A 23,044-nucleotide genomic window follows, 5' to 3' on the forward strand; every position below is an offset into this window, starting at 1 on the left:
GTTGGACCTTGTCTCAGGGGACGGAGCAGCGGCGCGGTACGTGACGCGCCAAGATCACTGAAGCCAGTAGATCATGGCGTAGAGCCCGATCCACACGACGTCGACGAAGTGCCAGTAGTACGAGACGACGATGGCCGACGTGGCCTGCGCCGGGGTGAACCGGCCCATGGTCGTGCGGATCATGAAGATGACGAAGGCAATGAGACCGCCGGTCACGTGCAGGCCGTGGAAGCCGGTGGTCAGGTAGAACATCGACCCGTAGCCGTCTTCGTTGATCTTCACGCCCTCGTGCACCAGCTCGCGGTACTCGTTCACCTGGCCGAGCACGAAGATCAGGCCCATCACGAAGGTGATCGTGAACCAGCGCCGCAGGGCGTGGACGTCACCCTTCTCGGCCGCGAAGACACCGAGCTGGCAGGTCACCGAGGACAACACCAGGATCACCGTGAAGGTGGTCGCATAGGGGATGTTGAGGTGCTCGGTGTGCTTCTCCCACTGCTCCGGCGCCGCAGCGCGGATCGAGAAGTACATCGCGAACAGCGCCGCGAAGAACATGAGTTCGCTGGAGAGCCACACGATCGTCCCGACGCTGACCATGTTGGGTCGGGTCAGGGAGTGGATCCGGCTCTTGTCAATGGCTGGGGCCGCAGTCACGCGGTCATTATTGCCCTTGACCGGGGCCGGCCATCAGCGGGGTGGCAAACCGTCGCCTTCCGTGGCCCGATCCGGGTGGTCCGGTTCGCCTGACCTACCCTGAAAAGCGTGCTGCACGTCGATCCGATCTTCGCCGCCACCTCGGTCGCCCCGTCGACCCTGGCGGCGGGGGGCGAGGCCGTTCCGCCGCCCTTCACCATCGCCCGGGTGTTCACCGAGACCCGGTTGGACAGCTGGCTCGCCCTCGGACTGGTGCTGGCCGCCGGTCTCTACCTCTACGGCGTCCACCGGCTCCGGCTGCGCGGGGACCGCTGGCCGGTCGTCCGCACGGTCTGTTTCCTCGGCCCCGGCCTGGGCGGTATCGCGTCGGTCACGGTGAGCGGACTGCACGCGTACGACACCGCGCTGCTCTCGGTGCACATGATCCAGCACATGGTGCTGTCGATGATCGCGCCGATCTTCCTGGCCCTGGGCGCTCCGGTCACGCTGGCCCTGCGCACCCTGCCGGTGCGCCCCCGCAAGCGGCTGCTGGCGGTCGTGCACAGCCGGATCGCCCGGATCTACAGCTTCCCGCTGGTGGCGTTCGCCATCTTCGTGGTGAACCCGTTCGCGCTCTACTTCACCGACCTGTACCGCTACACCCTCGAACACGCCTGGGCCCACGAGCTGGTGCACGCGCACTTCATCATGACCGGCTGCGTGTTCTTCTGGCCGCTGCTCGGCCTCGATCCGCTGCCCGGGCGGTGGCCGTACCCGGGGCGGGCGCTGCTGATGGTGCTCTCCGTGCCGTTCCACACCGTGCTCGGGCTCACCATCATGCAGAGCACCACGCTCTTCGGCGGCGACTGGTACCCGTCGCTCGGCCTGAGCTGGTCGGACCCCTGGGACGACCAGGTGGTCGCCGGCGGTGTCCTCTGGGCCGGCGGCGAGTTCGTCAGTGTGACGATGCTCGCGGTGCTGGTGCTGCAGTGGGTCAAGCAGTCGGAGCGGGAGGCCCGCCGGCTCGACCGCGAACTGGACCGCCAGGAGGCCCGCGAGCGCGCCGCCGCGGCGCAGGCCGCCCCACCCCCGGTCGCCCAACCCTGAGCTGCGCCGACGGCGGCGTCCGCCGGGCCCCGGCGGGCGGGATGTCAGGTACGCCACACCGACCGGTACGATCAGCGGGCAGCTACGAGGTGGGAGCCAGTCCAGCGATGAGCGATCGTCTTTGCACCGTCCTGCTCTACAGCGACGACCCGCAGGTCCGGGACCGGATGCGGCTGGCCGTCGGCACCCGTCCCGCGCCCGGTCTGGAGATCGAGTTCGTCGAGGCCTCCGCCTATGCGGAGTGCATCCGGCTGGTCGACGACTATGAGATCGACCTCATGCTCCTCGACGGTGAGGCGTCCCCGGGCGGCGGCATCGGCATCGCCCGGCAGATCAAGGACGACCGTGACGACGCCCCGCCGACCTGCGTGGTGATCGCCCGCGCCGCCGACCGATGGCTCGCCGCGTACGCGCAGGTCGACGCCACCCTGGTGCACCCGCTCGACCCGGTGACCACCGGCACCACGGTCGCCGAGCTGCTGCGTACGCACGCCGCCGCCTGAGTCACCGCGCTCGGCGGCGCCCCCGGCGCCCGGGGTGACGGGCGCGATCCGTCCCACCCGCACCTCACGCCCGCTCGGGAGGCCCGCCATGGGCGATCGGACCTGGCCGCACCTGCTCAACGCGCTGCTGCGCGGTGAGGAGCTCTCCACCGGCGACACCGCCTGGGCGATGGACGAGATCATGGCCGGCGCGGCCAGCCCCGCCCAGGTCGCCGGCTTCGCGGTCGCGCTGCGGGCGAAGGGTGAGACTCCCGCCGAGCTGGCCGGCCTGGTCGAGGCGATGCTCGGCCGGTCGGTGGAGGTGAAGCTCCCGGAGGAGGTGCGCCGCACCGCGCTGGACGTGGTGGGCACCGGCGGTGACCTCGCCCACACGGTGAACATCTCCACCATGACCGCGCTGGTGGTGGCCGGCGCGGGCGTACGCGTGGTCAAGCACGGCAACCGCGCGGCCTCCTCGCTCTGCGGCACCGCCGACCTGCTGGAGTTCCTCGGTGTGCCGCTGGACCTGGACCCGGAGGCGGTGGCCCGCTGCGTGTCCGAGGCCGGCATCGGCTTCTGCTTCGCGCCCCGGTTCCACCCGGGTATGCGGCACGCCGGGCCGGTCCGACGCGAGCTGGGGGTGCCCACCGCGTTCAACTTCCTCGGCCCGCTGACCAACCCGGGCCGCCCCCGCTCCGGCGCGGTGGGCTGCTTCGACCGGCGGATGGCCCCGGTGATGGCCGCCGTCTTCGCCGCTCGCGGCGACTCGGTGATCGTGATGCGCGGCGAGGACGGCCTGGACGAGTTCACCACCGCCGCCCCGACCCGCCTCTGGGTGGCCCGGGAGGGCGCCGTCACGGAGGCGCTGGTGGACTCCACCGATCTCGGGGTACCCCGGTCCACCCTGGCCGACCTGCGGGGCGGAGACGCGGCGTACAACGCCGGCGTGGCCCGTCGGCTGCTGGCCGGCGAGACCGGGCCGGTGCGCGACGCCGTCCTGGTCAACTCCGCCGCCGCGCTGGCCACCCAGGGCCCGCTGGACGGGGACCTGACCGGGGCGCTGCGGGCCGGCCTGGACCGGGCCGCCGAGTCGATCGACTCCGGTGCGGCGGCCGCCGTCCTGGAGCGCTGGATCGAGGTCGCCCACGCGGGCTGAACGACCGGGCGAGGGTGGCGTGCCCGAAAGTGTCGGAGGGGCGTGCCAAACTACACGGGAGTAATTTTCCGTTTTCCACCGATGGCGGTGCTGCCCGTCGGGGAACGCCGGAGCGAGAGGAGACGCCCGTGTCGGACCGCGAGCTCTACTGCGACAGCTGCGAGGGCGTTCAGCCGTTCGAGGCCCCGCCCTGCGCGGACGGCCACGGCATTGACTGCCCGGAGCTGATCTGCACCGGCTGCGGCGTGGCCGTGCTGATCGCCACCTTCGCCTTCCGCGCCCCGCAGCTCGCCGCGCGTCGCCGGCAGTCCGGTCCCCGCCGCCGCGCGGCCTGACCCCTCCCGGCCCGCCCCGCGCCGCCCTCCCCGGCCCTGCGCCGCCCTCCCCGGCCCACGCCACCCTCCCTGGCCCTCCGCCGGCCCTCCCGCCCTGCGCCGCCCTCCAAGCCCTCGCCCGCCCTACGTCGCACTTCCCAGCCCTCCCCCGCCCTACCCGCCCTTCCCAGCCCTACGCTGGCCCCGCCCTACGCGGCCCCCGCCCTGCGCGGCCCTCCCCTGCCTTCGTCCCTGGTCCACGACGAGCGGTTCCCGTCGAGGGATTACGCCTGCCCGGCCAGGCTGTCAGGACCAGCTCACCGTCGGCCGTCCCGAGCCCGGCCCCTCCAGGCCGACGGCCGTCGCGGCCGGACAGCGCCTACGGGAGACGGCCGGCCCAACCCGAGCGGAAACGGAGCGGAGATGCGGACCCCCACGACCCTGTTGCGGATCCTTTAGAGCTGATGTCGTAAACGAATCAGCGGATCACGATCGGCGCGGCGGCTCGACGATCACGCCGGCGACAGCACGACCCGCCGAAAACCGGGGCCATGCAGAGCGCGACGGAGCGGTAGAGCAGTTGCGGAGGCAGCGACGGGGCGGGGCCGCGACCACCACGCACATGGCGATCGCCCTGACCGCGGAAGGCGAACCGCCACCGTTTGCGGCGTGTGGGGCTTTCCCCGTCGCCGAACACCCCGACACGCCGCAAACCGCGGCCCGGCAGCGGGGCGCCGGGCGGGGGCGCAGGCGCAGACGCACGCGCGGCGTTGAGTCATTCACGTCATCAGGTCCAAAGCGCAGCAACCAGGTCGCGCCACCGCCACCGTGGCTCGCCCACCAGCACCGAACGACCACTCCACCGCACGACGACCAGCACCCCCGCGGTCGCCGACACGGGCACGACCCCCTGCACGGCACGGCCACCAAGCCGCACGACCACCAACACGGGCGCGGCCACCACGGCACGACCACCAACACGGGCACGACCACCAACACGAGCGCGGCCACCAACACGGGCGCGGCCACCAGCATGAGCACGGCCACCCAGCACCGCACGGCCAGCCTGCACCGCCGGGGCGGGCGCTAGCCCGGGGCCGGCGTGCTCCTGACCGCACACACGCGTAGGCCCGCGTCCCGGAGTGGGGACGCGGGCCTACGAAGAAAGCCGTCGGATCAGTGCTCGGCCGTGCGGCGGGTGCCGGTGTAGTACTCGAACAGCAGGCCGCAGGCGGCGAGGATGACCGCCACCAGGCCGACGCCCAGCAGCCAGAACTGCCAGTACACCAGGCCCAGACCGGCCACCGCGGCGGCGAGCGCCAGGCCGAACGGCCAGTAGCTGCCCGGGCTGAAGAAGCCGATCTCGCCCGCGCCGTCGGCGATCTCGCCGTCCGGGCGGTCCTCCGGCCGCAGGTCGATACGGCGGGAGACGAACCAGAAGAAGCCGCCGCACATCGCGCAGAGCAGGAACGACAGCAGCAGGCCCACCGTGCCGACCCACTCGACCCGGCCGCCGTCGCCGTAGGTCCAGACGCCGTAGAGGATGGCCGCGCCGAGCAGGAACGCGGCGATGACCAGGAAGATACGCCACTCAGTCTTCATGCCGGATCCCTCACTTTCCCGCGCCGGCGGACGCGTTGTCCGGGTTGAAGTTGGCGGTGTTGCGCCGCGTCTCGAACGGCTTGGTGGTCTGCGCGTACGGCTCCTCACCGATCGCGCTGAGCGCCTCCTGCGTCGACTTGCCGTCCCGCTTGGCCGCCAGGAACTGGTCGTACTTCTCCGGGGAGACCACGCGCAGCTCGAAGTTCATGAAGGCGTGGTAGCTGCCGCACAGCTCGGCGCAGCGGCCCACGTAGGCGCCCTCGGTCTGCAGCTTCGAGACCTCGAACACGTTGCGGACGTTGCCCGGCATGACGTCCCGCTTGAACAGCAGCTCCGGCACCCAGAAGGAGTGGATGACGTCGCGGCTGGTCTCCTCGAACCGGATGGACCGGTCCGTCGGCAGGACCAGCACCGGGATGACCTCGCTGGTGCCCAGCACCGAGGCGACGGTGTTGGCCTCGGTGCCCTGGCCGTCGCGGTAGTTGAACTGCCAGTTCCACTTGAAGGCGACGACCTCGACGGTGACGTCCGGGTTCTTCGTCGTCCGGACCACGTCGGTCTGCACCACCGCCGTGTAGTAGAAGAGCACGGAGACGATGAGGATCGGCGCGATGGTGTAGAGGAACTCCATCGGCATGTTGTAGCGGGTCTGCACCGGCAGCTCGTTGCCGCGCTTGCGGTAGCGCACGACGCACCAGAAGATCAGGCCCCACACGAAGACGCCGACCGCGAGGGCGGCGATGCAGGACGCGATCCACAGGTCGTACATCCGGCGCGACTCCGGGGTGATGCCGCCCTGCGGCCAGCCGAAGCCGTCCACCGCACTGCCGACGTCACACCCGGTGAGCAGAACCAGCAGCGCAGCTCCGCCGAGACCGAGCCCGGCGAGCCGACCAGCACCACGCCGCCGGCGTCCACCGGCTCCTGGGGAAGCGCTGTGCCGTACGGCCGACGGCCGTACCTCCGAACTCCTTGCGACCACCTGGTCCTGCCTCCCTAGCGCGCCGCGGTGGGTTTCCCTCAACACCGACGGCAAAGGCGTCACCGACGGTCGCAGATTACTCGACCATGGGGGGGTCGGCCGTGTTGGGGTCACTTCCCGCCCCCATCGGGGAATCCTGGGCATACCGGCGCGATAGCGTGAGCAGCCGTGAGCCCTTCCCCGGTCTACCTGGACGCGGCCACCGCCGCGCCGCTGCACCCGGTCGCCCGGCAGGCGCTGCTGGCCGCCCTCGACGACGGCTGGGCCGACCCCGCGCGGCTGTACTCCCCGGCGCGACGGGCCCGCCAACTGCTCGACGCCGCCCGCGAGGCCACCGCGCAGACGCTCGGCGTCCGCGCCGACGAGCTCTCCTTCACCCCCAGCGGTACGGCCGCCGCGCACTCCGCCGTGCTCGGCGGCCTGGCCGGCCGGCGCCGGACCGGCCCCACCCTGGTGCACTCGGCGATCGAGCACTCGGCCGTGCTGCACGCCGCCGAGCGGCACGTCGCGGCCGGCGGCGCGGCGGTGTCGGTGCCGGTGGACCGGCTCGGCCGGCTCGACCTGCCGGCCTGGTCCGACGCGGTGCGGGCGCCCGGAGTCGCGTTCGCCGCGCTGATCGCCGCCAGCCACGAGGTGGGCACCGTCCAGCCGGTCGCCGAGGCCGCCGCCGCCTGCGCGGAGGCGGGGGTGCCGCTGTACGTGGACGCGGCCCAGGTGGTGGGCCGGGCGCCGGTGCCGGCGGGCTGGTCCGTGCTGACCGCCAGCGCGCACAAGTGGGGCGGTCCGCCCGGGGTGGGGCTGCTGGTGGTCCGCAAGGGCACCCGGTGGGAGTCGCCCTGGCCCGCCGACGAGCGGGAGTCGGGGCGTACCCCGGGGGTGGTGAACCTGCCGGCGGTGGTGGCGGCGGCGGCGAGCCTGCGCGCGGCGGCGGCCGACGCCGCGGCGGAGGCGGCCCGGCTGGCGCCGCTGGTGGACCGGATCCGGGCCCGGGTGGCGGCGGAGGTGCCGGACGTCGAGGTGGTGGGCGACCCGGTCGACCGGCTCCCCCACCTGGTCACCTTCTCCTGCCTGTACGTCGACGGCGAGGTGCTGCTGCACGAGCTGGACCGGCGCGGCTTCGCCGTCTCCTCCGGGTCCTCCTGCACCTCCTCGACGCTGCGGCCCTCGCACGTGCTGGAGGCCATGGGGGTGCTCTCGCACGGCAACGTCCGGGTCTCGCTGCACCGGGAGACCACCGAGGCGGACGTGGAGCGCTTCCTGACCGAGCTGCCCGGGATCGTCGCGGGGCTGCGGGCCGAGGCCGGGGTGGTGGGGCTGTGAGCGAGCCCACGGAGGTGCTGGACTGCCGGGGGCAGCGCTGTCCGCTACCGGTGATCGCGCTGGCCCGTCGCCTGTCGGAGCTGCCGGTCGGTGCGGTCCTGCGGGTCCGGGCCGACGACCCCGCCGCCGCCGTCGACATCCCCGCCTGGTGCCGCCTGCGCGGCCAGGAGTTCCTCGCCGCCACCCCCGGCCCCGCCTACGACGTCCGCCGCACCCACTGACCCCCGGTGGGGCGGATGCTCAGGTGAGGTAGGTGAGGATGGCGGGGAGTGGGTCGATGTCCACCGAGGTGTCGACGACCAGCCGGGGGCCGATGACGGGTTCGAACTCGGCGCGGCGCAGCAGGGTCTGGTCCCAGGTGGGGGTCAGCGGGTCGGGCTCGGCCGGCAGCCGCGCCTCCACCCGGCGGCGGTGCTCCGCCTCGTCCCCGCAGTGCACCTCGATCACCCGCAGCGGCACCCCGGCCCGCTCGGCCAGGTCGTACCAGAGCCCCCGCGCGCTCGCGACCGGGTTGACCGCGTCGATCACCACACTCAGGCCCAGCCCGAGCTGCACCTCGGCCAGCCCGGCCAGCGCGCCGTACGCGGCCATCCCGGGCACGTCGCCGACCAGCCCGAACCGGGCCATCGCCCGCTCGATCGGGTCGACCGGCAGCACCGGCGCCGACCGGGCCACGCCGACCCGGGCCGCCAGGGTGCTCTTGCCCACCCCCGGCAGCCCGGCGAAGGCGACCAGTACCTGACTCATGGCAGCAGGTGCGGCCGCACGTCCTCGGCGGCGGCGTCCCCGTACGACTCGGCGAGGCGCTTCACGAAGAGGTCACGGCGCACCTCGTACTCCTGGCCGCCGAAGTTCTCCAGCACCAGGGTGGCCAGCAGGCAGCCCACCTGGGCCGCCCGCTCCAGGGTGACGCCCCAGTTCAGCGCGGCGAAGAAGCCGGCGCGGAAGCCGTCGCCGACGCCGGTCGGGTCGATGGCCTGGATCTCCCGGGCGATCGGTACGTGGATGACGCCGATCTCCCGGCCGGCGATCTCCACGCCGTTCTTGCCCAGCGTGGTGACCCGGACCTTCACCAGGTCCAGCAGCTGCTCGTCGCTGAGCCCCGCCTTGCTCTGCAGCAGCGACTTCTCGTACTCGTTGGTCATCAGGTAGTCGGCGCCGTCGATCAGGCCGAGCACGTCCGAGCCGTCCATCCGGGCGAGCTGCTGGGACGGGTCGGCGACGAAGGCGTAGCCGCGCTCCCGGCACTCCGCGGAGTGGCGGATCATCGCGGCCGGGTCGTTGGCGCTGACCAGGACGAGGTCCAGGCCGCCGATCCGCTGCGCGACGGGGAGCAGCTCGATGTTGCGGGCCTCGCTCATCGCCCCCGCGTAGAAGGAGGCGATCTGGCACATGTCGGTGTCCGTGGTGCAGACGAAGCGGGCGGTGTGCGCCACCTCGCTGACGTGCACCGAGTCGCAGTCCACCCCGTGCCGCTCCAGCCAGGACCGGTAGTCGGCGAAGTCGGCGCCGACCGCGCCGAGCAGGACCGGACGGAGCCCGAGCTGGGCCATCCCGAAGGCGATGTTCGCGGCGGTGCCGCCACGACGGAGGACCAGCTCGTCCACGAGGAAGGAGAGCGACACCTTGTGCAGCTGGTCGGCGATGAGCTGGTCGGCGAAGCGACCGGGGAAGCTCATCAGGTGGTCGGTCGCGATCGAGCCGGTCACGGCGATCTTCATGTCAACCTTCAGGGTCGGGAACACGGCGCGGTCAGCCTACCGGCCCGCCCCTGACCCCATCCCCGGTCCGGTCGATCATGCAGTTCCGGTGGGGTGCACAGGGCGAGAGAAGGGTGACAAGGCACCACAACCGCAGGTACGGGCGCGGGAACGAGCGACGGGGCCGGCCCGGGAGGGACGGCCCCGTCGCAGGGGTTCGGGGCGACTCAGCTGAAGGAGTCGCCGCAGGCGCAGGAGCTGCCCGCGTTGGGGTTGTCGATGGTGAAGCCCTGGGCGTCGATGCGGTCGGCGAAGTCGATGGTCGCCCCGGCGAGGTAGGGGGCGCTCATCCGGTCGACGACGACCTCGACACCGTCGAAGTCGGTGACGACGTCACCGTCGAGCGAACGCTCGTCGAAGAAGAGCTGGTACCGCAGGCCGGAGCAGCCACCCGGCTGCACCGCGACCCGGAGCCGCAGGTCGTCGCGGCCCTCCTGCTCGATCAGGGCCTTGACCTTCTGCGCCGCGACGTCGGTGAGGACGACGGAAGTAGGGGCCTTGGCCTCGGTCGACTCGGTCTGCGCTGGCGTGGTCACGTGGAAATCTCCCTGCGCGGTTGGGTCCGGACGCACTGGCCAACGTCGCGCGTCGTCCAGTGATTCCCGGTGTGGTCCAGATCCGATCGTACGCCGTCGCGGCCGGGCTCACCCGGGGGCCGTGACCCGTCGCGGTGACCCGCGCCGCACGCCGGCGGGCCGGCGGGCGGAGCGGCCGGGCCGGGCGGCGACGCCGTCGGGCGGGGCGGGTGGGGCGGACGGGCCTCAGCGGCTCCACTGCCGGGCCAGCCGGGCGCCCAGCGCGCGCAGCCCCTCGGCCGGCCGGCCCATCGCCGCCTCGACCCCGCCGCGCTCCTCCCCGCCGAAGTGCTCGACCAGGCTGTACGCCTCGGTCACCCCGGCGGAGGCGGCCTCCCGCCTCCCGGTGCTCACCCGTCCCGCCAGCACCACGCAGGGCACCCCACGGTCCCGGGCCGCGCCGGCCACCCCGGCGACCACCTTGCCGCGCAGCGACTGGTGGTCGAAGGAGCCCTCGCCGGTGATCACCAGGTCGGCGGCGTCGAGCGCGGCGTCCAGCCCGATCGCCCGGGTGACCAGGTCGATACCGGACTCGCAACGGCCACCGAGGGCGAGGATCGCGGCGCCGAGACCGCCGGCCGCCCCGCCGCCGGGCAGCGCGCCCAGCCCCGGCGGGCACCCCGGCAGGTCCCGTTCGAGCACCTCCGCCCAGCGCTCCAGCGCGGCGTCGAGCAGCAGCACGTCGGCCCGGCCGGCGCCCTTCTGCGGGCCGTACACGCTGCTGGCGCCGTGCAGCCCGAGCAGCGGGTTGTCCACGTCGGTGGCGGCGACCAGGGTGGCCCCGCGCAGCCGGGGCGCCCCGTCGAGCGCGGCGACGGCGGCCAGCGCCGCCCCGCCGTACGGCAGGGCCAGGCCGGTCCCGTCCAGCGGGGTGGCCCCGAGCGCGGCGAGTAGTCCGGCGCCCCCGTCGTTGGTGCCGGAGCCGCCCAGCCCGATCACCACGGTCCGGGCCCCGTGCTCCACCGCGGCGGTGACCAGCGCGCCCAGCCCGTACGAGGTGGTCGCCTTCGGGTCGCGCTCGGCGGCGGAGAGCAGGTGCAGCCCGCACGCCTGGGCGCTCTCCAGGTAGGCGACGCCGTCGGCGGTGAGCAGGATCTCACCGGCGGCGGGCCGGCCGAGCGGATCGACGGTCGGCACCGGGATCCGGCGTCCGCCGAGGGCGTCGGCGAGCACCGCGACGAAGCCCGGACCCCCGTCGGCGAGCGGCCGGATGAGCAGGTCGTCGGCGGCGGCGACGGTGCGCCAGCCCTCCGCCACGGCGACGGCGACGTCCTGGGCGGCCAGGGTGCCGGCGAACTTGTCCGGACAGAGCAGCACGCGCATGCCTGGCAGTGTGGCAGGCCACACCGGCGTGGGACAGTGCCGCAGGCCACACCGGCCACAGCTGCGCAACCGGGCCGCTGTGGGACCATGAGGGCGTGACTTCGACCTGGGTGGAACCCTCCAACACCGCCACTGCGCTGCTGCTCCTCGGCCGCGGCAGCGACCCCGCCACCGAGCGTGGCGTGGAGTGTCCGGGCGACCTGCCGGCACCGAGCGACCCCGATCTGGTGGCCCGCGCCGCGGCGGCCAAGGCCGCGCTCGGCACGAAGGTGTTCGTGCTGGGTCACCACTACCAGCGCGACGAGGTGATCCAGTTCGCCGACGTGACCGGCGACTCGTTCAAGCTGGCCCGCGAGGCGGCCGCCCGCCCCGAGGCGGAGTACATCGTCTTCTGCGGCGTGCACTTCATGGCCGAGAGCGCGGACATCCTCACCTCGGACGCGCAGAAGGTGATCCTGCCCGACCTGGCCGCCGGCTGCTCGATGGCGGACATGGCGGTGCTGTCGCAGGTCGAGACGGCCTGGGACGTGCTCACCGAGCTGGGCATCGCCGAGGAGACGGTCCCGGTCACCTACATGAACTCCTCGGCGGACATCAAGGGCTTCGTCGGGCGCAACGGCGGCGTGGTGTGCACCTCGTCCAACGCCCGGCGGGCCCTGGAGTGGGCGTACGAGCAGGGTTCGAAGGTGTTCTTCTTCCCCGACCAGCATCTGGGCCGCAACACGGCGGTGCTGGAGATGGGCTTCTCGCTGGACGACTGCGTCCTCTACGACCCGCACAAGCCGAACGGCGGGCTCACCCCGGAGCAGCTGCGCGACGCGAAGATGATCCTGTGGCGCGGGCACTGCTCGGTGCACGGCCGCTTCACGCTGGACAGCGTCAACGACGTCCGCGAGCGGGTGCCCGGGGTCAACGTGCTGGTCCACCCGGAGTGCCGGCACGAGGTGGTCAACGCCGCCGACCTCGTCGGCTCGACCGAGTACATCATCAAGACCATCGAGGCGGCCCCGGCCGGCTCGGCGTGGGCGGTCGGCACCGAGCTGAACCTGGTCCGCCGGCTGGCGCTGGCGCACCCGGACAAGCAGATCATGTTCCTGGACAAGGCGGTCTGCTACTGCTCGACGATGAACCGGATCGACCTGCCGCACCTGGTCTGGGCGCTGGAGGAGCTGGTCGCCGGTCGGGTGGTCAACCAGATCACGGTCGATCCGGACACCGCGCACCACGCCCGGGTGGCGCTGGACCAGATGCTCGCCCTGCCGGGCGCCGTCATCGCGCCGCCCGCCGCCTCTTGATCACCCTCGGTCACATCGCTGGTACGGATACGCACCGGACACCCCAGTTCGTGCCCGCACTGGTGATGTGACCGATTCCATTTCCGTCACCGAGGGCTATGCTGCCGGGGCGATGACGCACGGCGGCCGTTTTGACCCGGCGCCGTTCCGGGTAGCTGGACAGCTTGTCCCACCCTCGACACATGGCACCACCTGACGCGCGCTGGAGGTTGCGTTGACCGACGACGTCCTGGTCGTACACGGAGGTACTCCGCTGGAAGGGCGGATCCGCGTGCGCGGCGCGAAGAACCTGGTCTCCAAGGCGATGGTCGCCGCCCTGCTGGGTGACAGCCCCAGCCGACTGTTCGACGTTCCGCGCATCCGCGACGTCGAGGTGGTCCGCGGCCTGCTCGGCCTGCACGGGGTGAAGGTCACCGACGGCCAGGAGGAGGGCGAGCTCGTCTTCGACCCGGCGAACGTCGAGAGCGCCAGCACCGACCAGATCAACGTGCACGCCGGATCCAGCCGGATCCCGATCCTGTTCTGCGGCCCGCTGCTGCACCGGCTCGGCCACGCGTTCATCCCGGACCTCGGCGGCTGCCACATCGGCCCGCGCCCCATCGACTTCCACCTCCAGGCGCTGCGCGAGTTCGGCGCGACCGTGGAGAAGACCCCGGAGGGGCTGCACCTGTCGGCGCCGAACGGGCTGCACGGCACCAAGTTCGCCCTGCCCTACCCGAGCGTCGGCGCCACCGAGCAGGTGCTGCTGACCGCGGTGATGGCCGAGGGCGTCACCGAGCTGCGCAACGCGGCGGTGGAGCCGGAGATCATCGACCTGATCTGCATCCTGCAGAAGATGGGCGCGATCATCAAGGTGCACACCGACCGGGTGATCGAGATCCAGGGTGTGAAGAAGCTGCACGGCTACACCCACCGGCCGATCCCCGACCGGATCGAGGCGGCCAGCTGGGCGGCGGCCGCGCTGGCCACCCGCGGCCACGTCGAGGTGCTCGGCGCGCAGCAGGCCGACATGATGACCTTCCTGAACATCTTCCGCTCCGTCGGCGGCGAGTACGAGGTCACCGACGCCCGCCCGCCGAAGCTGGGCGACCCGGGGCAGGAGGGCGGCATCCGGTTCTGGCACCCGGGCGGCGAGCTCAACGCCGTGGCGCTGGAGACCGACGTGCACCCGGGCTTCATGACCGACTGGCAGCAGCCGCTCGTCGTCGCGCTGACCCAGGCCCGGGGCCTGTCGATCGTCCACGAGACGGTCTACGAGCAGCGGCTGGGCTACACCGAGGCGCTGAACACGATGGGCGCCAACATCCAGGTCTACCGGGACTGCCTCGGCGGCACCCCGTGCCGCTTCGGCCGGCGCAACTTCAAGCACTCCGCGGTGATCGCCGGCCCGAGCAAGCTGCACGCCGCCGACCTGGTCATCCCGGACCTGCGCGCCGGGTTCAGCCACCTGATCGCGGCGCTCGCCGCCGAGGGCACCTCCCGGGTGTACGGCGTCGACCTGATCAACCGCGGCTACGAGGACTTCGAGGCGAAGCTGGCCAGCCTCGGCGCGCACGTCGAGCGCCCGTAACCGACCTCGCCCCGCTCCCACCGCGCGCCCGGTGCACCGTGATGTGCACCGGGCGCCGGCGTTTGGCTACCCTTCACCTCGTGCCGTCGCTGTTTCGCCGCAAGTCCGCCGACCTCCCCGACTCCTCCGCCCCGGTGGCGACCGAGGAGCCGGCCGCCGCGCCCGCCCGGGGTTACACCCCGGCCAAGGGCCGGGAGACCCCGAAGCGGCCGGTCGCCGGCCGCCGGCCGGCCGGTCCGACCAAGCCGTTGACCAAGCAGGAGGCGCGGGAGCGGCGCCGGGTGGCCCGGGCCGAGGCCGCGGCGGAGTTCCGCCGCGAGGGCGGCCCCCGGGACCGGGGCCCGGAGCGGCTGCTGGCCCGCAACGTGGTCGACTCCCGGCGTACCGTCGGCACCTGGTTCTTCGGTGGCGCGCTGATCGTGCTGATCGGGTCGAACGCGGCGATGCCGCCGGCGATCCGGCTGGCCTCGAACGTGGTGTGGGGCCTGCTCGCGTTCGGTGTGGTGGTCGACTCGATCCTGATCTCTCGCAAGATCAGGAAGCTGGTCCGGGAGCGCTTCCCGAACAGCGGCGAGCGGATGGCGTCGCTCTACCTCTACGCGATCATGCGGTCGATCACCTTCCGTCGGATGCGCGCCCCCGCGCCGCGGGTCAACATCGGCGACCCGGTCTGACCGCTCCCGACCGGGGTCGGGCAGGGGCCCCCGCCGCCCCGGCGACGTTGGCCGCCGGCCCGTCCCGCCCCTGGTAGAGCCGGGTCACCACCTCTTCGATGTCCGGCTCCACCACCGAGATGTCCCGCAGCGTCGCCAGTCCGGCCAGCCCGGACACCACCTCGGCCACCCCGGCCGACTCCAGCGCGTAGACCAGCCGCCGGCCGTCGGCCTCGACCCGGTGCAACGGCGCGCCGGGCAGCTCCGGCGGCGCGGCCAGCGCGGCGTCCAGCTCGGCGACGACGAGGCGGCGGGAGCCGTAGCGGGCGTGCAGGTCGGCGATCGAGCCGTCGTGCACCACCCGGCCGTGGTCGATCACGACCAGCCGACGGCAGAGCCGTTCGATGTCGGCCAGGTCGTGGGTGGTGAGCACCAGCGTGGTGTCCCCGGCCCGGCCCAGCTCGCCGAGGAAGTCCCGGACGGCCTGCTTGCTGACCACGTCCAGCCCGATCGTCGGCTCGTCGAGGAAGAGCACCTCCGGGCCGTGCAGCAGGGCGGCGGTCAGCTCACCCCGCATCCGCTGCCCGAGGGAGAGCTGCCGGACCGGGGTGTCCAGGAACGCGTCGAGGTCGAGCAGCCCCCGGCAGCGGCGCAGCCGGGCGGCGTGCGCGCCGGCCGGCACCCGGTAGACGTGCCGGAGCAGGTCGAACGAGTCGCGCAGCGGCAGGTCCCACCAGAGCTGCGAGCGCTGGCCGAAGACCACGCCGATGCGCAGCGCGAGCCGGGTGCGCTCGGCGACCGGACGCAGGCCGCAGACCCGTACCTCCCCCGCCGAGGGGGTGAGCACGCCGGTGAGCATCTTCAGGGTGGTGGACTTGCCGGCGCCGTTCGGGCCGATGTAGCCGAGCATCTCGCCCCGCTCCACCCGCAGGTCCACCCCGTCGACCGCGGTGACCAGCCGCTTTTCCCGGCGCAGCCGGCCGGCCCGGACCCGGACGGTGAACTCCTTGCGCAGACCCCGCAGTTCGATGACGCTCATGACCCCGTACTCCGGTAGTGGCGGACGCCGGTGCGCCAGGCCGCGGCCGCGCCGGCGGCGGCGACCAGCGCGACGGCCGGCGCGGCCCACCCCGCCCAGGACGGCAGGCCGAGCGGGTCGGTCCGGCCGAGCAGCGCCAGCGCCGGCTGGTAGCTGACGAAGGCGAACCCCAGGCCGTACGCGAAGGCCGCGCGGAACCAGCCCTCGAAGACCGTGACCGGGTACGACGTGAAGTCCCGCCCACCGTAGGTGATCGAGTTGGCCAGCTCCCCCGACTCGACCCACCAGAACGAGACGGTGGCGGTGGCCACGAAGAGCGCACCGAAGAAGACCACCCCGGCCAGCGGCGCGACGACGGCCAGCACCGCCCGGCCGGGCGTCCACTCGATCCCGGCCGAGACCAGGGCCACCACGAGCACCAGCAGCCCGAACAGCGCCCGGGACACCTTGCGCAGCGGCAGGTCCATCAGCAGCAGCTGGGGCAGCGCGCCGAGCGGGCGGACCAGCACCGCGTCGAGCAGGCCGGTGCGCACGTAGCGGGGCAGCCGCTCGATGCTGCCCACCAGCAGGTCCGCGGTGGCGAACGCGCAGGAGGAGAGCCCCACCATGACGAGGGTCTCGCGGAGGGTGAAGCCGCCCAGCTCCCGGGTGACCCCGAAGATCACCAGCACGGTGACCACGTCGAACACGGTCGACCCGACGTTGCCCAGCACGTCGACGACGAAGGACGTCCGGTACGCCGTCTGCGACCGGGCCTGGGCCCGCAGCAGCGCCCGGTACGCCGCGATCGTGCCGCCGACCTCAGCCACCCTGCACCACCAGCCGTCGCTCGGCCCGGCGCTGCACCCGGTGGCAGGCGACCAGGATCGCCACCGTCCAGCAGAGCTGGAGGGCGACCAGGCCCAGCTGGGTGCCGGGCGGGTCCCGCTCGACCAGCACGTCGAGCGGGGTCTGGAGCAGGCTCGGGAACGGGGTGCCGAGCCAGAGCGCCCACTGGAGGCCCTCGGGCAGGAAGCGCAGCGGGAAGTAGAGCCCGGCCAGCACGCCGGAGCCGACGGTCCAGAGGATCATCGGGCCCCGGACGTCCTGCAACCAGTACGCGCTGGCGTTGACCAGGAACCGGCAGCCGAAGCAGAGCACGACCGCGGTCACCGCCGAGAGCGCGAAGAGCGGTACGGTCGGCCACCGGGTGGGCAGGTGGACGTCGAAGAAGAGCGGCCCGACCAGCACCGGCGGCACCAGCCGGGCCAGCGCGGCGTACCCGGCCCGGCCCAGGTCGGTGGCGAGGTAGCTGGTCACCGGGGGGACCGGCCGGAGCAGATCGACGGCGATGTCCCCGGTCCGGATCCGGTCGGCCAGGTCGGTCCAGCCCCAGAGCAGGACGACCGCCAGCAGGCCCTGCCCCACCCAGACGAAGGTGGCGAGCTGGGCGCGGTCGTACCCGCCGACGGCGCCGGCGGTCCCGGCGACGGCGAGCAGCAGGTAACAGCGGAGGAAGCCGAAGACCGAGTTGGTGACCACGCCCGCCACGGCGGCCTGCCGGTAGGTGGCGTATCGTCGGAAGCCCGCACGGGATATCGCCCAGAATGTCCGAAACCATCGGATAACGTTTGGGTCCGTGGGCGGTGCCACAGTGGCGGTGACCGAGCCCACGCCGCTACCCTCCATCCGCAGCCACGGTGTGCCGGATCGGGCGACTCTACCGGCACCCGGAGGCGCCCGGCACGACAATTTGCAACGAGGTGACAACCGCCGTGAGCGAGCGACGCGAGCCGGGCATCGGGGCGCGGCGCACGCGCGGCGACGGAGCCCCCCGATGACGGGCGGCTACCGCGACCGCTGGCACGATCCGGCCGAGCCGTCCTGGGTGGTCGAACCGACCACCGAGTGGCACCCCCAGTTCCCCGGCCAGCGCTACCCCGGCGACATCGGCACCCGGCACGCGCCCCCGCCCCGCGGACGCGCCGGCGCGGTGGGCCGGGCCGAGGTGCCCCCGCTGGCGCCGACCCGCCCCGACGGGACGTACCTGGGCCGGTCCTGGGAGGACCACGAGGAGGAACGGCCCCGGTGGGGCGGTCCCGCACCCGACGAGCGGCCGGCCGAGCGACCCGACAACCACGACCTGTACCGGCCACCGGCGCCGGAGCTGACCTGGAAGCGCGAGCGACGCCGCCCGGAGACCGACCGGCAGGCCGCCCCGGCAGGCCGCTCCGACGCGCGCCCCGACGAGCGGCCCGGCCGGGTCGACGCGCGCCCGGACGACCGGTCCCGTGAGGCGGCGTGGCACCGCGACCGGGGCGTCCCCGACCGGTACGAGGCCCGGCCCGGGCATGGGCGGGTCGCGCCCGACATCACCCCGGTCTCCCCCGGCCCCCGGCCCGAACCGGCGCGCGGCGCCGAGCCCGGCTGGATGCCCGAGCCGGACGAGGGACTGCCGCCGCGCCGGCCCGCCGCCCCGGAGCGCCCCGGGTACGACCGCCGGCCCGTCGACGACGGCCGACGCCGGGGTGCACCCGCTGACCCCTACGACCAGTTCCCCGGCCCGGCCGACCGCCGCGCCCGTCCCGAGCGGGACGGCCCGTCCCGGTACCGGGACGACGCGGAACGCGACGGCCCGTCCCGGTACCGGGACGAGGCCGAGCGCTGGCAGCCGCGCCGGGACCACGCGGAACGCCCGCCGGCCGCCCGCGACCACGAGGACGGCTCCCGCCCGGCCCGGCAGGTGCCCGACCAGCGGTGGCAGCCGGGGTACGACGAGCGACGGCAGCCCGACCAGCGACGGCAGCCCGACGGGTGGGGCCCGCCCCGCGAGGCGGCGGCCCGGGCCGAGACGTACCCGGAGCGGCGGCCCCGCGAGGCCGTCCCGCCCGCCGAGACGTACCCGGACCGGCGCGGCCGTGAGGCGGCACCGGCCGGCGAGGCGTACCGCGAGCAGCACTGGGCGCGACCCGGTGCGGACCGCGACGGCGGGCACCGGCCCCCGACCGGACCGGCCCGACCGGAGCACGGCCGGGACGACCGGCGTCCGGAGCCACGACCCGAGCACGGCCGACCGGCCGAGCCGACCCCGCACATCCACCCGGACGCCCGTCCGTCCCGGTACGACGAGCGCCCCGCCGCGCGCACGGCGGGCGCGCCGACGCGACCCGTCTCCGGCGCACCCGTCTCCGGCGCGCCCACCTCCGGTGGGCCCTGGTCCGGGCCGGTCGCGCCGAGTCGGCCGACCTCGGGCGCCCCCACCTCCGGCGGGCCGGTCCCGGGCCGGCCGGTCCCGGGCACCCCGACCTGGGCGGCGCCCGTCTCCGGCGCCCCGGTCTCCGGGGCCCCCACCTCCGGCGGGCCCTACCCCGGCCGCCCCGTCTCCGGGGCGCCCACCTCGCCGGCACCCGTCTCCGGCGCACCCGTCTCCGGGGCCCCCACCTCCGGCGGGCCCTACCCGGGCCGCCCCGTCTCCGGGGCGCCCACCTCGCCCGCACCCGTCTCCGGCGCACCCGTCTCCGGGGCCCCCACCTCCGGCGGGCCCTACCCGGGCCGCCCCGTCTCCGGGGCGCCCACCTCGCCCGCACCCGTCTCCGGCGCACCCGTCTCCGGGGCCCCCACCTCCGGCGGGCCCTACCCCGGCCGTCCCGTCTCCGGAGCACCGGTCTCCGGTGGGTCCTTCCCCGGTCGTCCCGTCTCCGGCGTGCCGGCGGCGGGGCCGCGCGGACAGCAGGGGCACCAGCCGGGCCGGCCGGTCCCGCCGCCGGGCGTCGTTCCCGGCACCGCGCCGCCGGCCTCCGCCGGGCGTGGCGCCGTGCCGTCCGGCCCGGGTCGCGGCGTCCCGGACGCGCCGGTCTCGGGAGCCGCCGCCTCCGTCAGGCCCGTCTCCGGCGGGCCCGTCTCGGGGCCATCCGCCACCACGCCGCCGGCCGCCGCCACGCCGCCGGCCGGCCCCGAGCCGTCGACGCCACCCGCCGGCCCGCCGGCCACCTCGGGGCTCGCCATCACGCCCGACCGGCCGCGCCGGTACGTGCCACCGGCCCCGACGCCCGAACCCGCGCCGCCGCCGGCGCGGACGTCCGCGCCGAACAGCGCCGAAGCCTGGTTCAGTCCGGCCAAGCCGGTGCCGGCGACCACTGAGCCGACCGGCAAGGACGAGCCGGCCCCGGTCGCGAACGACGCGTCGACCCCGGCCGGAGCCCCGGCGCTCGCCTCGCCGGCAGAGGAGCGCCCGTTCCCGGGCCGCGAGGCCGCGCCGGCCGGACCGGTTGCGCCGGTCTCGTCCCCGCCGGACCAGCGGACCGAGCTGTCCGGGCCGCCCACCGCACCAGTCCCCGCGCCGCTCGTCCGCCCGGTGTCGGCTCCCCCGGCCCCGACCCCGACCCGGGCCGCCGATCCGGAAGTGCCGGCGGCCCGGCCCACCTCGGCACCGCCCGCGCCGGCGGCTGGCTCCATGGAGCTGGCCGACACACGGCCGGTGTCGGCCCCACCCGCCGCCTCAGCCCTTGCAGCGATGTCGGCTGACTCGCACGAGCCGACGACCGCATCGGCGCCCTCCCGGCAGTCGGCCCCGGTGCCGCCCGCCGCGGCACCGGACCCGGCGACCGCACGGCCGGTGTCCACCCCACAGCAGGCGCGGTCAGACGACGACCTCGCACCGGCCGCCCCTGCCGACGAGGACGAGGCGCAGCAGGTCACGCCGACCCCGTCGGTGGCGTCCCCCGGCGCCGTGACGCCGGCGCGCCCGGTCTCCGCGCCACCGGCCCGGCCGTTCGAGCCACACGAGGGAACCGTCGCGCCACCGGTCCCGGTCTCCGGGCCACCCGCCCCGGTCTCCGGGCCACCGGCTCCGCTGGTCGCCCGACCGGCCCCGCACGAGTCGTCGACGCAGACCCCGGTTCCCGCGCCGGTGGCTGCGGCTCCGCCGATCCCGGAGCAGGTGCCCGGACCCCTCGACCAGGTCACGCCGCCGGCCGCCCCGACGCGGAACGAACCGGCAGCGGCCCGACCGGACACCGCGCCGGCGCAGACCGCGCCGACGCACCCGGGGACCGGACCGGCGTCGGCCGAGTCCTCGGCGGGTCAGGTCGCACCGGCGGGCCCGGCGCCGGCCTCGGCAGTGCCGCTGCCGGACCCGCCCACGGCCGACCCCGCGTCCTCCACCGCCGAACCGGACGCGCCGTCGCCCGACCGCCTGACCGGCGCGCCGCTCGACCACGCCGCCGAGCCCGCGGCGCGTGTCGCCGCGTCCACCCAGGACGCACTGCCGCCGCTGGACACCCAGGAACGACAGCGGTCCACCCCGCCCCCGGCCGGCACCCCGCAGGAGGAGCCGGACCGGCCCGCCGTCACCCCGCAGAGCCCTCCGGAGCCGGACCAGCCGGGCCCGCCCACCGCCGCCCCGGCAGCGCCGCACCAGGAACTGTCCACAGCGGCCAGCATCGCCATCCCGGAGCAGCCGACCGGCCAGCCGCCGTCGGAGCCGAAGCCGCCGACCGGCCAGCCGACGCCGGAGCCGCCGAGCGCACCCGATGTCGCCACCCCGGCGGCGCAGGAAACGCGGGAACGGCTCACCACCGACGGGACCGGCACGGCGACTCCGCCCGGAACGCGGGAGCAGGACCGGGCCACCACCGCCACGGCGGGCGACGGCGCCGCCGTACCGCCCCCGGTCGGGGCCACCCCGATGGACGGCACCGGAAAGCAGCCCTCCGCCGGGGCCACCGACGCCGATCGGGACCAGGCCCAGCCGGCCCCGGCCACGGACACCCCGCAGGAACACGCCCAGCCGGCCCCGGACGCCCCGGGCGAGCAGGACCAGCCGGCCCCGGACGCCCCGCAGGAGCGGGCTCCGGCGGCCACGGACGCTCCCCAGGAGCCGGTCAAGCCGGCCACCGACACCCCGGGCGGCGCGTCGAAGAGCGTGAACCCGGCCGTCCTGCAGGGCGACCCGGAGCAGGTCCTGGCCGCGTACCGGTGGCGGCTGGACCCGGAGACGTTGCGGGAGGTGGCCGACGACCCGGACGAGCTGCGGGTGCTGCGGCGCCGGCTGACCGAGAAGCTCGGCGCGTCCCTCGACAACCGCGCCCGGGCCCGGCTGCTGAGCCTGCGTGCGGTGGCCTCCCGCATCGTCGGTGACCTGGACGACGCGCTCGCCGACGGGCGGCTCGCCCTGACGTACGCGGAGGCGACGGGCGAGCTGCGCCGGACGGCGCTGGCCCGCGCCCGGCTGGCACAGGTGCTCCGCTGGCGGGGTGAGTTCGCCGAGGCGGACCGGCTCTTCGCCGAGGCCAACTCCACCGAGCTGCCGGCCCCGTTGCGGGCGGCGCTGCACGAGCACGCGGGCCGGTCCTGCTACGACCAGGGACGGCTGATGGAGGCGTGCGAGCACTTCGAGCGGGCGCTCGACCTGCGCCGCGGCGACGACCCGGAGCTGACCGCACGGATCCGCACCGGCCTGGACGCCGTGCACGCGCGGGCGACCTCGCGGGGCGGCTTCGGGCCGTACCCCCGGAGCCGGGAGGAGGTGCGGCGCGGCCGCCGGTCGCCGGTGCCCACGCACGACGGCGGCCTGGACCGCTGGGGGTACGCCGACGCCGACGGCGAGCTGGTGCTCGGCTACGAGTATGCCGAGGCGCAGCCGTTCCACGAGGGGATGGCCTGGGTACGCCGCGTCGACTCCCCCGGCTGGGAGCTGATCGACGAGCGGGGCGGCACCCTGATCGGCCCGTCGTACGCGGCGGTGCGGGCCTTCGCCGACGGCCTGGCCTGGGTGTCGCGCGGCGGTGAGGCCGACTGGATGGCGATCGACGCCGAGGACACCGTGGTGGTGCCGGGGGCGGGTTTCGAGGAGGTCCGGCCGTTCCGTGGCGGCGTGGCCGCGGTGCGCCGCGGCGGCTGGGGCGCGGTGGACCGCTACGGCCGGATGATCGTGCCGGGCCGGTACCACGGCTTCGCCACCACCCTGGTCGACGGCCGCCGCTTCGACGGTTTCACCGACGAGGGGCTGGCCGTGGTGGACCTGGCCGGTCGGCGGGGCGTGGTGGACCGCAACGGCAAGGTGCTGGTGCAGCCGGCCCACCGGGCGCTGGTGATCCATCCGGTGGCGTTCCTGGTCTCGGACGGCGCCGGCCGCTGGGGCGCGCTGGACCGGCGCGGCGAGCCGCTGATCGACCCGGTGCACCCGGGGCGGGAGGCGGTCGTCGCCGAGCTGGACCGGCTGCTGACCGACGCCCACCCGGTGCTCTGACCCGC

General features: G+C 74.8%; 20 protein-coding genes. 10 read left to right on the forward strand and 10 right to left on the reverse strand.

Features of this window, described 5'->3' with window-relative positions; translation table 11 throughout:
- Positions 1-54 precede the first annotated feature (54 nt).
- On the reverse strand, positions 55-654 hold the full coding sequence (ctaE, locus tag V6U79_RS16565; protein WP_334529408.1) for an aa3-type cytochrome oxidase subunit III: 600 nt from the start codon (positions 652-654) through the stop codon (positions 55-57).
- A gap of 108 nt (positions 655-762) precedes the next feature.
- Here ctaE and V6U79_RS16570 point away from each other — a divergent pair, with 108 nt between their 5' ends.
- The 4 genes from V6U79_RS16570 to V6U79_RS16585 all read left to right on the forward strand — a co-directional run bounded on the left by V6U79_RS16570 (position 763) and on the right by V6U79_RS16585 (position 3,713).
- Complete coding sequence (locus V6U79_RS16570; RefSeq protein WP_334615132.1) at positions 763-1,740, forward strand: cytochrome c oxidase assembly protein; 978 nt, start codon at positions 763-765, stop codon at positions 1,738-1,740.
- Between the two features lie 107 nt (positions 1,741-1,847).
- Entirely contained in the window at positions 1,848-2,243 is a 396-nt protein-coding gene (locus V6U79_RS16575) for a response regulator (RefSeq protein WP_334615133.1), read from the forward strand.
- Positions 2,244-2,331: 88 nt separating this feature from the next.
- Positions 2,332-3,378 (forward strand): anthranilate phosphoribosyltransferase, encoded by a 1,047-nt coding sequence (gene trpD, locus V6U79_RS16580; protein WP_334529417.1) that lies wholly within the window; start codon positions 2,332-2,334, stop codon positions 3,376-3,378.
- Positions 3,379-3,506: 128 nt separating this feature from the next.
- Complete coding sequence (locus V6U79_RS16585) at positions 3,507-3,713, forward strand: hypothetical protein (RefSeq protein WP_334615134.1); 207 nt, start codon at positions 3,507-3,509, stop codon at positions 3,711-3,713.
- Between the two features lie 1,155 nt (positions 3,714-4,868).
- Here V6U79_RS16585 and V6U79_RS16590 read toward each other — a convergent pair.
- Positions 4,869-5,294, reverse strand: coding sequence for a cytochrome c oxidase subunit 4 (locus V6U79_RS16590; RefSeq protein ID WP_334531248.1), 426 nt, complete (start codon positions 5,292-5,294; stop codon positions 4,869-4,871).
- A 10-nt stretch (positions 5,295-5,304) separates the two neighbouring features.
- On the reverse strand, positions 5,305-6,276 hold the full coding sequence (gene ctaC, locus V6U79_RS16595) for an aa3-type cytochrome oxidase subunit II (protein ID WP_334531246.1): 972 nt from the start codon (positions 6,274-6,276) through the stop codon (positions 5,305-5,307).
- 168 nt (positions 6,277-6,444) lie between these two features.
- Between ctaC and V6U79_RS16600 the strand changes: the two genes are divergently transcribed.
- Positions 6,445-7,596 (forward strand): cysteine desulfurase family protein, encoded by a 1,152-nt coding sequence (locus tag V6U79_RS16600; RefSeq protein ID WP_334615135.1) that lies wholly within the window; start codon positions 6,445-6,447, stop codon positions 7,594-7,596.
- Entirely contained in the window at positions 7,593-7,817 is a 225-nt protein-coding gene (locus V6U79_RS16605; RefSeq protein WP_334615136.1) for a sulfurtransferase TusA family protein, read from the forward strand. The genes V6U79_RS16600 and V6U79_RS16605 overlap by 4 nt, the downstream gene beginning before the upstream one ends.
- A 19-nt stretch (positions 7,818-7,836) precedes the next feature.
- Here the strand turns inward: V6U79_RS16605 and V6U79_RS16610 are convergent, their stop codons facing one another.
- The 4 genes from V6U79_RS16610 to V6U79_RS16625 all read right to left on the reverse strand — a co-directional run bounded on the left by V6U79_RS16610 (position 7,837) and on the right by V6U79_RS16625 (position 11,254).
- Positions 7,837-8,343 carry a P-loop nucleotide/nucleoside kinase family protein gene (locus tag V6U79_RS16610; RefSeq protein ID WP_334615137.1) on the reverse strand — a complete coding sequence of 169 codons (507 nt, stop codon included), beginning with the start codon at positions 8,341-8,343 and terminating at the stop codon, positions 7,837-7,839.
- Positions 8,340-9,317: a carbohydrate kinase family protein gene (locus V6U79_RS16615; protein ID WP_334531255.1), complete on the reverse strand. Its 978-nt coding sequence runs from the start codon at positions 9,315-9,317 to the stop codon at positions 8,340-8,342. The genes V6U79_RS16610 and V6U79_RS16615 overlap by 4 nt, the downstream gene beginning before the upstream one ends.
- Positions 9,318-9,523: 206 nt before the next feature.
- The gene (gene erpA, locus V6U79_RS16620) at positions 9,524-9,892 is read right to left on the reverse strand and encodes an iron-sulfur cluster insertion protein ErpA (RefSeq protein WP_179801104.1); all 369 of its coding nucleotides are present in this window, start codon (positions 9,890-9,892) and stop codon (positions 9,524-9,526) included.
- Positions 9,893-10,117: 225 nt separating this feature from the next.
- A complete protein-coding gene (locus tag V6U79_RS16625; protein WP_334615138.1) occupies positions 10,118-11,254 on the reverse strand; it encodes a glycerate kinase family protein in 1,137 nt (378 codons plus the stop codon).
- Between the two features lie 95 nt (positions 11,255-11,349).
- Between V6U79_RS16625 and nadA the strand changes: the two genes are divergently transcribed.
- The 3 genes from nadA to V6U79_RS16640 all read left to right on the forward strand — a co-directional run bounded on the left by nadA (position 11,350) and on the right by V6U79_RS16640 (position 14,793).
- Complete coding sequence (gene nadA / locus V6U79_RS16630; protein WP_334531228.1) at positions 11,350-12,549, forward strand: quinolinate synthase NadA; 1,200 nt, start codon at positions 11,350-11,352, stop codon at positions 12,547-12,549.
- A gap of 214 nt (positions 12,550-12,763) precedes the next feature.
- Entirely contained in the window at positions 12,764-14,119 is a 1,356-nt protein-coding gene (gene murA / locus V6U79_RS16635) for a UDP-N-acetylglucosamine 1-carboxyvinyltransferase (RefSeq protein ID WP_334531225.1), read from the forward strand.
- A 41-nt stretch (positions 14,120-14,160) separates the two neighbouring features.
- Positions 14,161-14,793: a DUF3043 domain-containing protein gene (locus V6U79_RS16640; protein WP_334615139.1), complete on the forward strand. Its 633-nt coding sequence runs from the start codon at positions 14,161-14,163 to the stop codon at positions 14,791-14,793.
- On the opposite strand, the gene V6U79_RS16645 is transcribed toward V6U79_RS16640, so the two are convergent.
- From V6U79_RS16645 to V6U79_RS16655, 3 genes are read right to left on the reverse strand one after another with little or no spacing between them, the layout of a single operon-like run.
- Positions 14,771-15,811 carry an ABC transporter ATP-binding protein gene (locus V6U79_RS16645; protein WP_334615140.1) on the reverse strand — a complete coding sequence of 347 codons (1,041 nt, stop codon included), beginning with the start codon at positions 15,809-15,811 and terminating at the stop codon, positions 14,771-14,773. The two genes, V6U79_RS16640 and V6U79_RS16645, sit on opposite strands and share 23 nt — an antisense overlap.
- Entirely contained in the window at positions 15,808-16,620 is an 813-nt protein-coding gene (locus V6U79_RS16650) for an ABC transporter permease (RefSeq protein WP_334615141.1), read from the reverse strand. The genes V6U79_RS16645 and V6U79_RS16650 overlap by 4 nt, the downstream gene beginning before the upstream one ends.
- Complete coding sequence (locus V6U79_RS16655; protein WP_442933792.1) at positions 16,613-17,464, reverse strand: ABC transporter permease; 852 nt, start codon at positions 17,462-17,464, stop codon at positions 16,613-16,615. Before V6U79_RS16655 ends, V6U79_RS16650 begins: the two co-directional genes overlap by 8 nt.
- Positions 17,465-17,627: 163 nt before the next feature.
- Here V6U79_RS16655 and V6U79_RS16660 point away from each other — a divergent pair, with 163 nt between their 5' ends.
- Positions 17,628-23,039 (forward strand): WG repeat-containing protein, encoded by a 5,412-nt coding sequence (locus V6U79_RS16660; protein ID WP_334615143.1) that lies wholly within the window; start codon positions 17,628-17,630, stop codon positions 23,037-23,039.
- Positions 23,040-23,044: the final 5 nt, after the last annotated feature.

It is taken from the genome of Micromonospora psammae (assembly GCF_036902725.1).
Taxonomy (GTDB): Bacteria; Actinomycetota; Actinomycetes; order Mycobacteriales; family Micromonosporaceae; genus Micromonospora.

What these genes read in the sequence shown, in the direction of transcription:
- V6U79_RS16590 (WP_334531248.1), bottom strand. Translation starts at nt 5,294, where the DNA reads ATGAAGACTGAGTGGCGTATCTTCCTGGTCATCGCCGCGTTCCTGCTC.
- V6U79_RS16625 (WP_334615138.1), bottom strand. Translation starts at nt 11,254, where the DNA reads ATGCGCGTGCTGCTCTGTCCGGACAAGTTCGCCGGCACCCTGGCCGCC.
- V6U79_RS16610 (WP_334615137.1), bottom strand. Translation starts at nt 8,343, where the DNA reads ATGAGTCAGGTACTGGTCGCCTTCGCCGGGCTGCCGGGGGTGGGCAAG.
- V6U79_RS16645 (WP_334615140.1), bottom strand. Translation starts at nt 15,811, where the DNA reads ATGAGCGTCATCGAACTGCGGGGTCTGCGCAAGGAGTTCACCGTCCGG.
- trpD (WP_334529417.1), top strand. Translation starts at nt 2,332, where the DNA reads ATGGGCGATCGGACCTGGCCGCACCTGCTCAACGCGCTGCTGCGCGGT.
- V6U79_RS16640 (WP_334615139.1), top strand. Translation starts at nt 14,161, where the DNA reads ATGTGCACCGGGCGCCGGCGTTTGGCTACCCTTCACCTCGTGCCGTCG.
- V6U79_RS16660 (WP_334615143.1), top strand. Translation starts at nt 17,628, where the DNA reads ATGACGGGCGGCTACCGCGACCGCTGGCACGATCCGGCCGAGCCGTCC.
- V6U79_RS16575 (WP_334615133.1), top strand. Translation starts at nt 1,848, where the DNA reads ATGAGCGATCGTCTTTGCACCGTCCTGCTCTACAGCGACGACCCGCAG.
- V6U79_RS16615 (WP_334531255.1), bottom strand. Translation starts at nt 9,317, where the DNA reads ATGAAGATCGCCGTGACCGGCTCGATCGCGACCGACCACCTGATGAGC.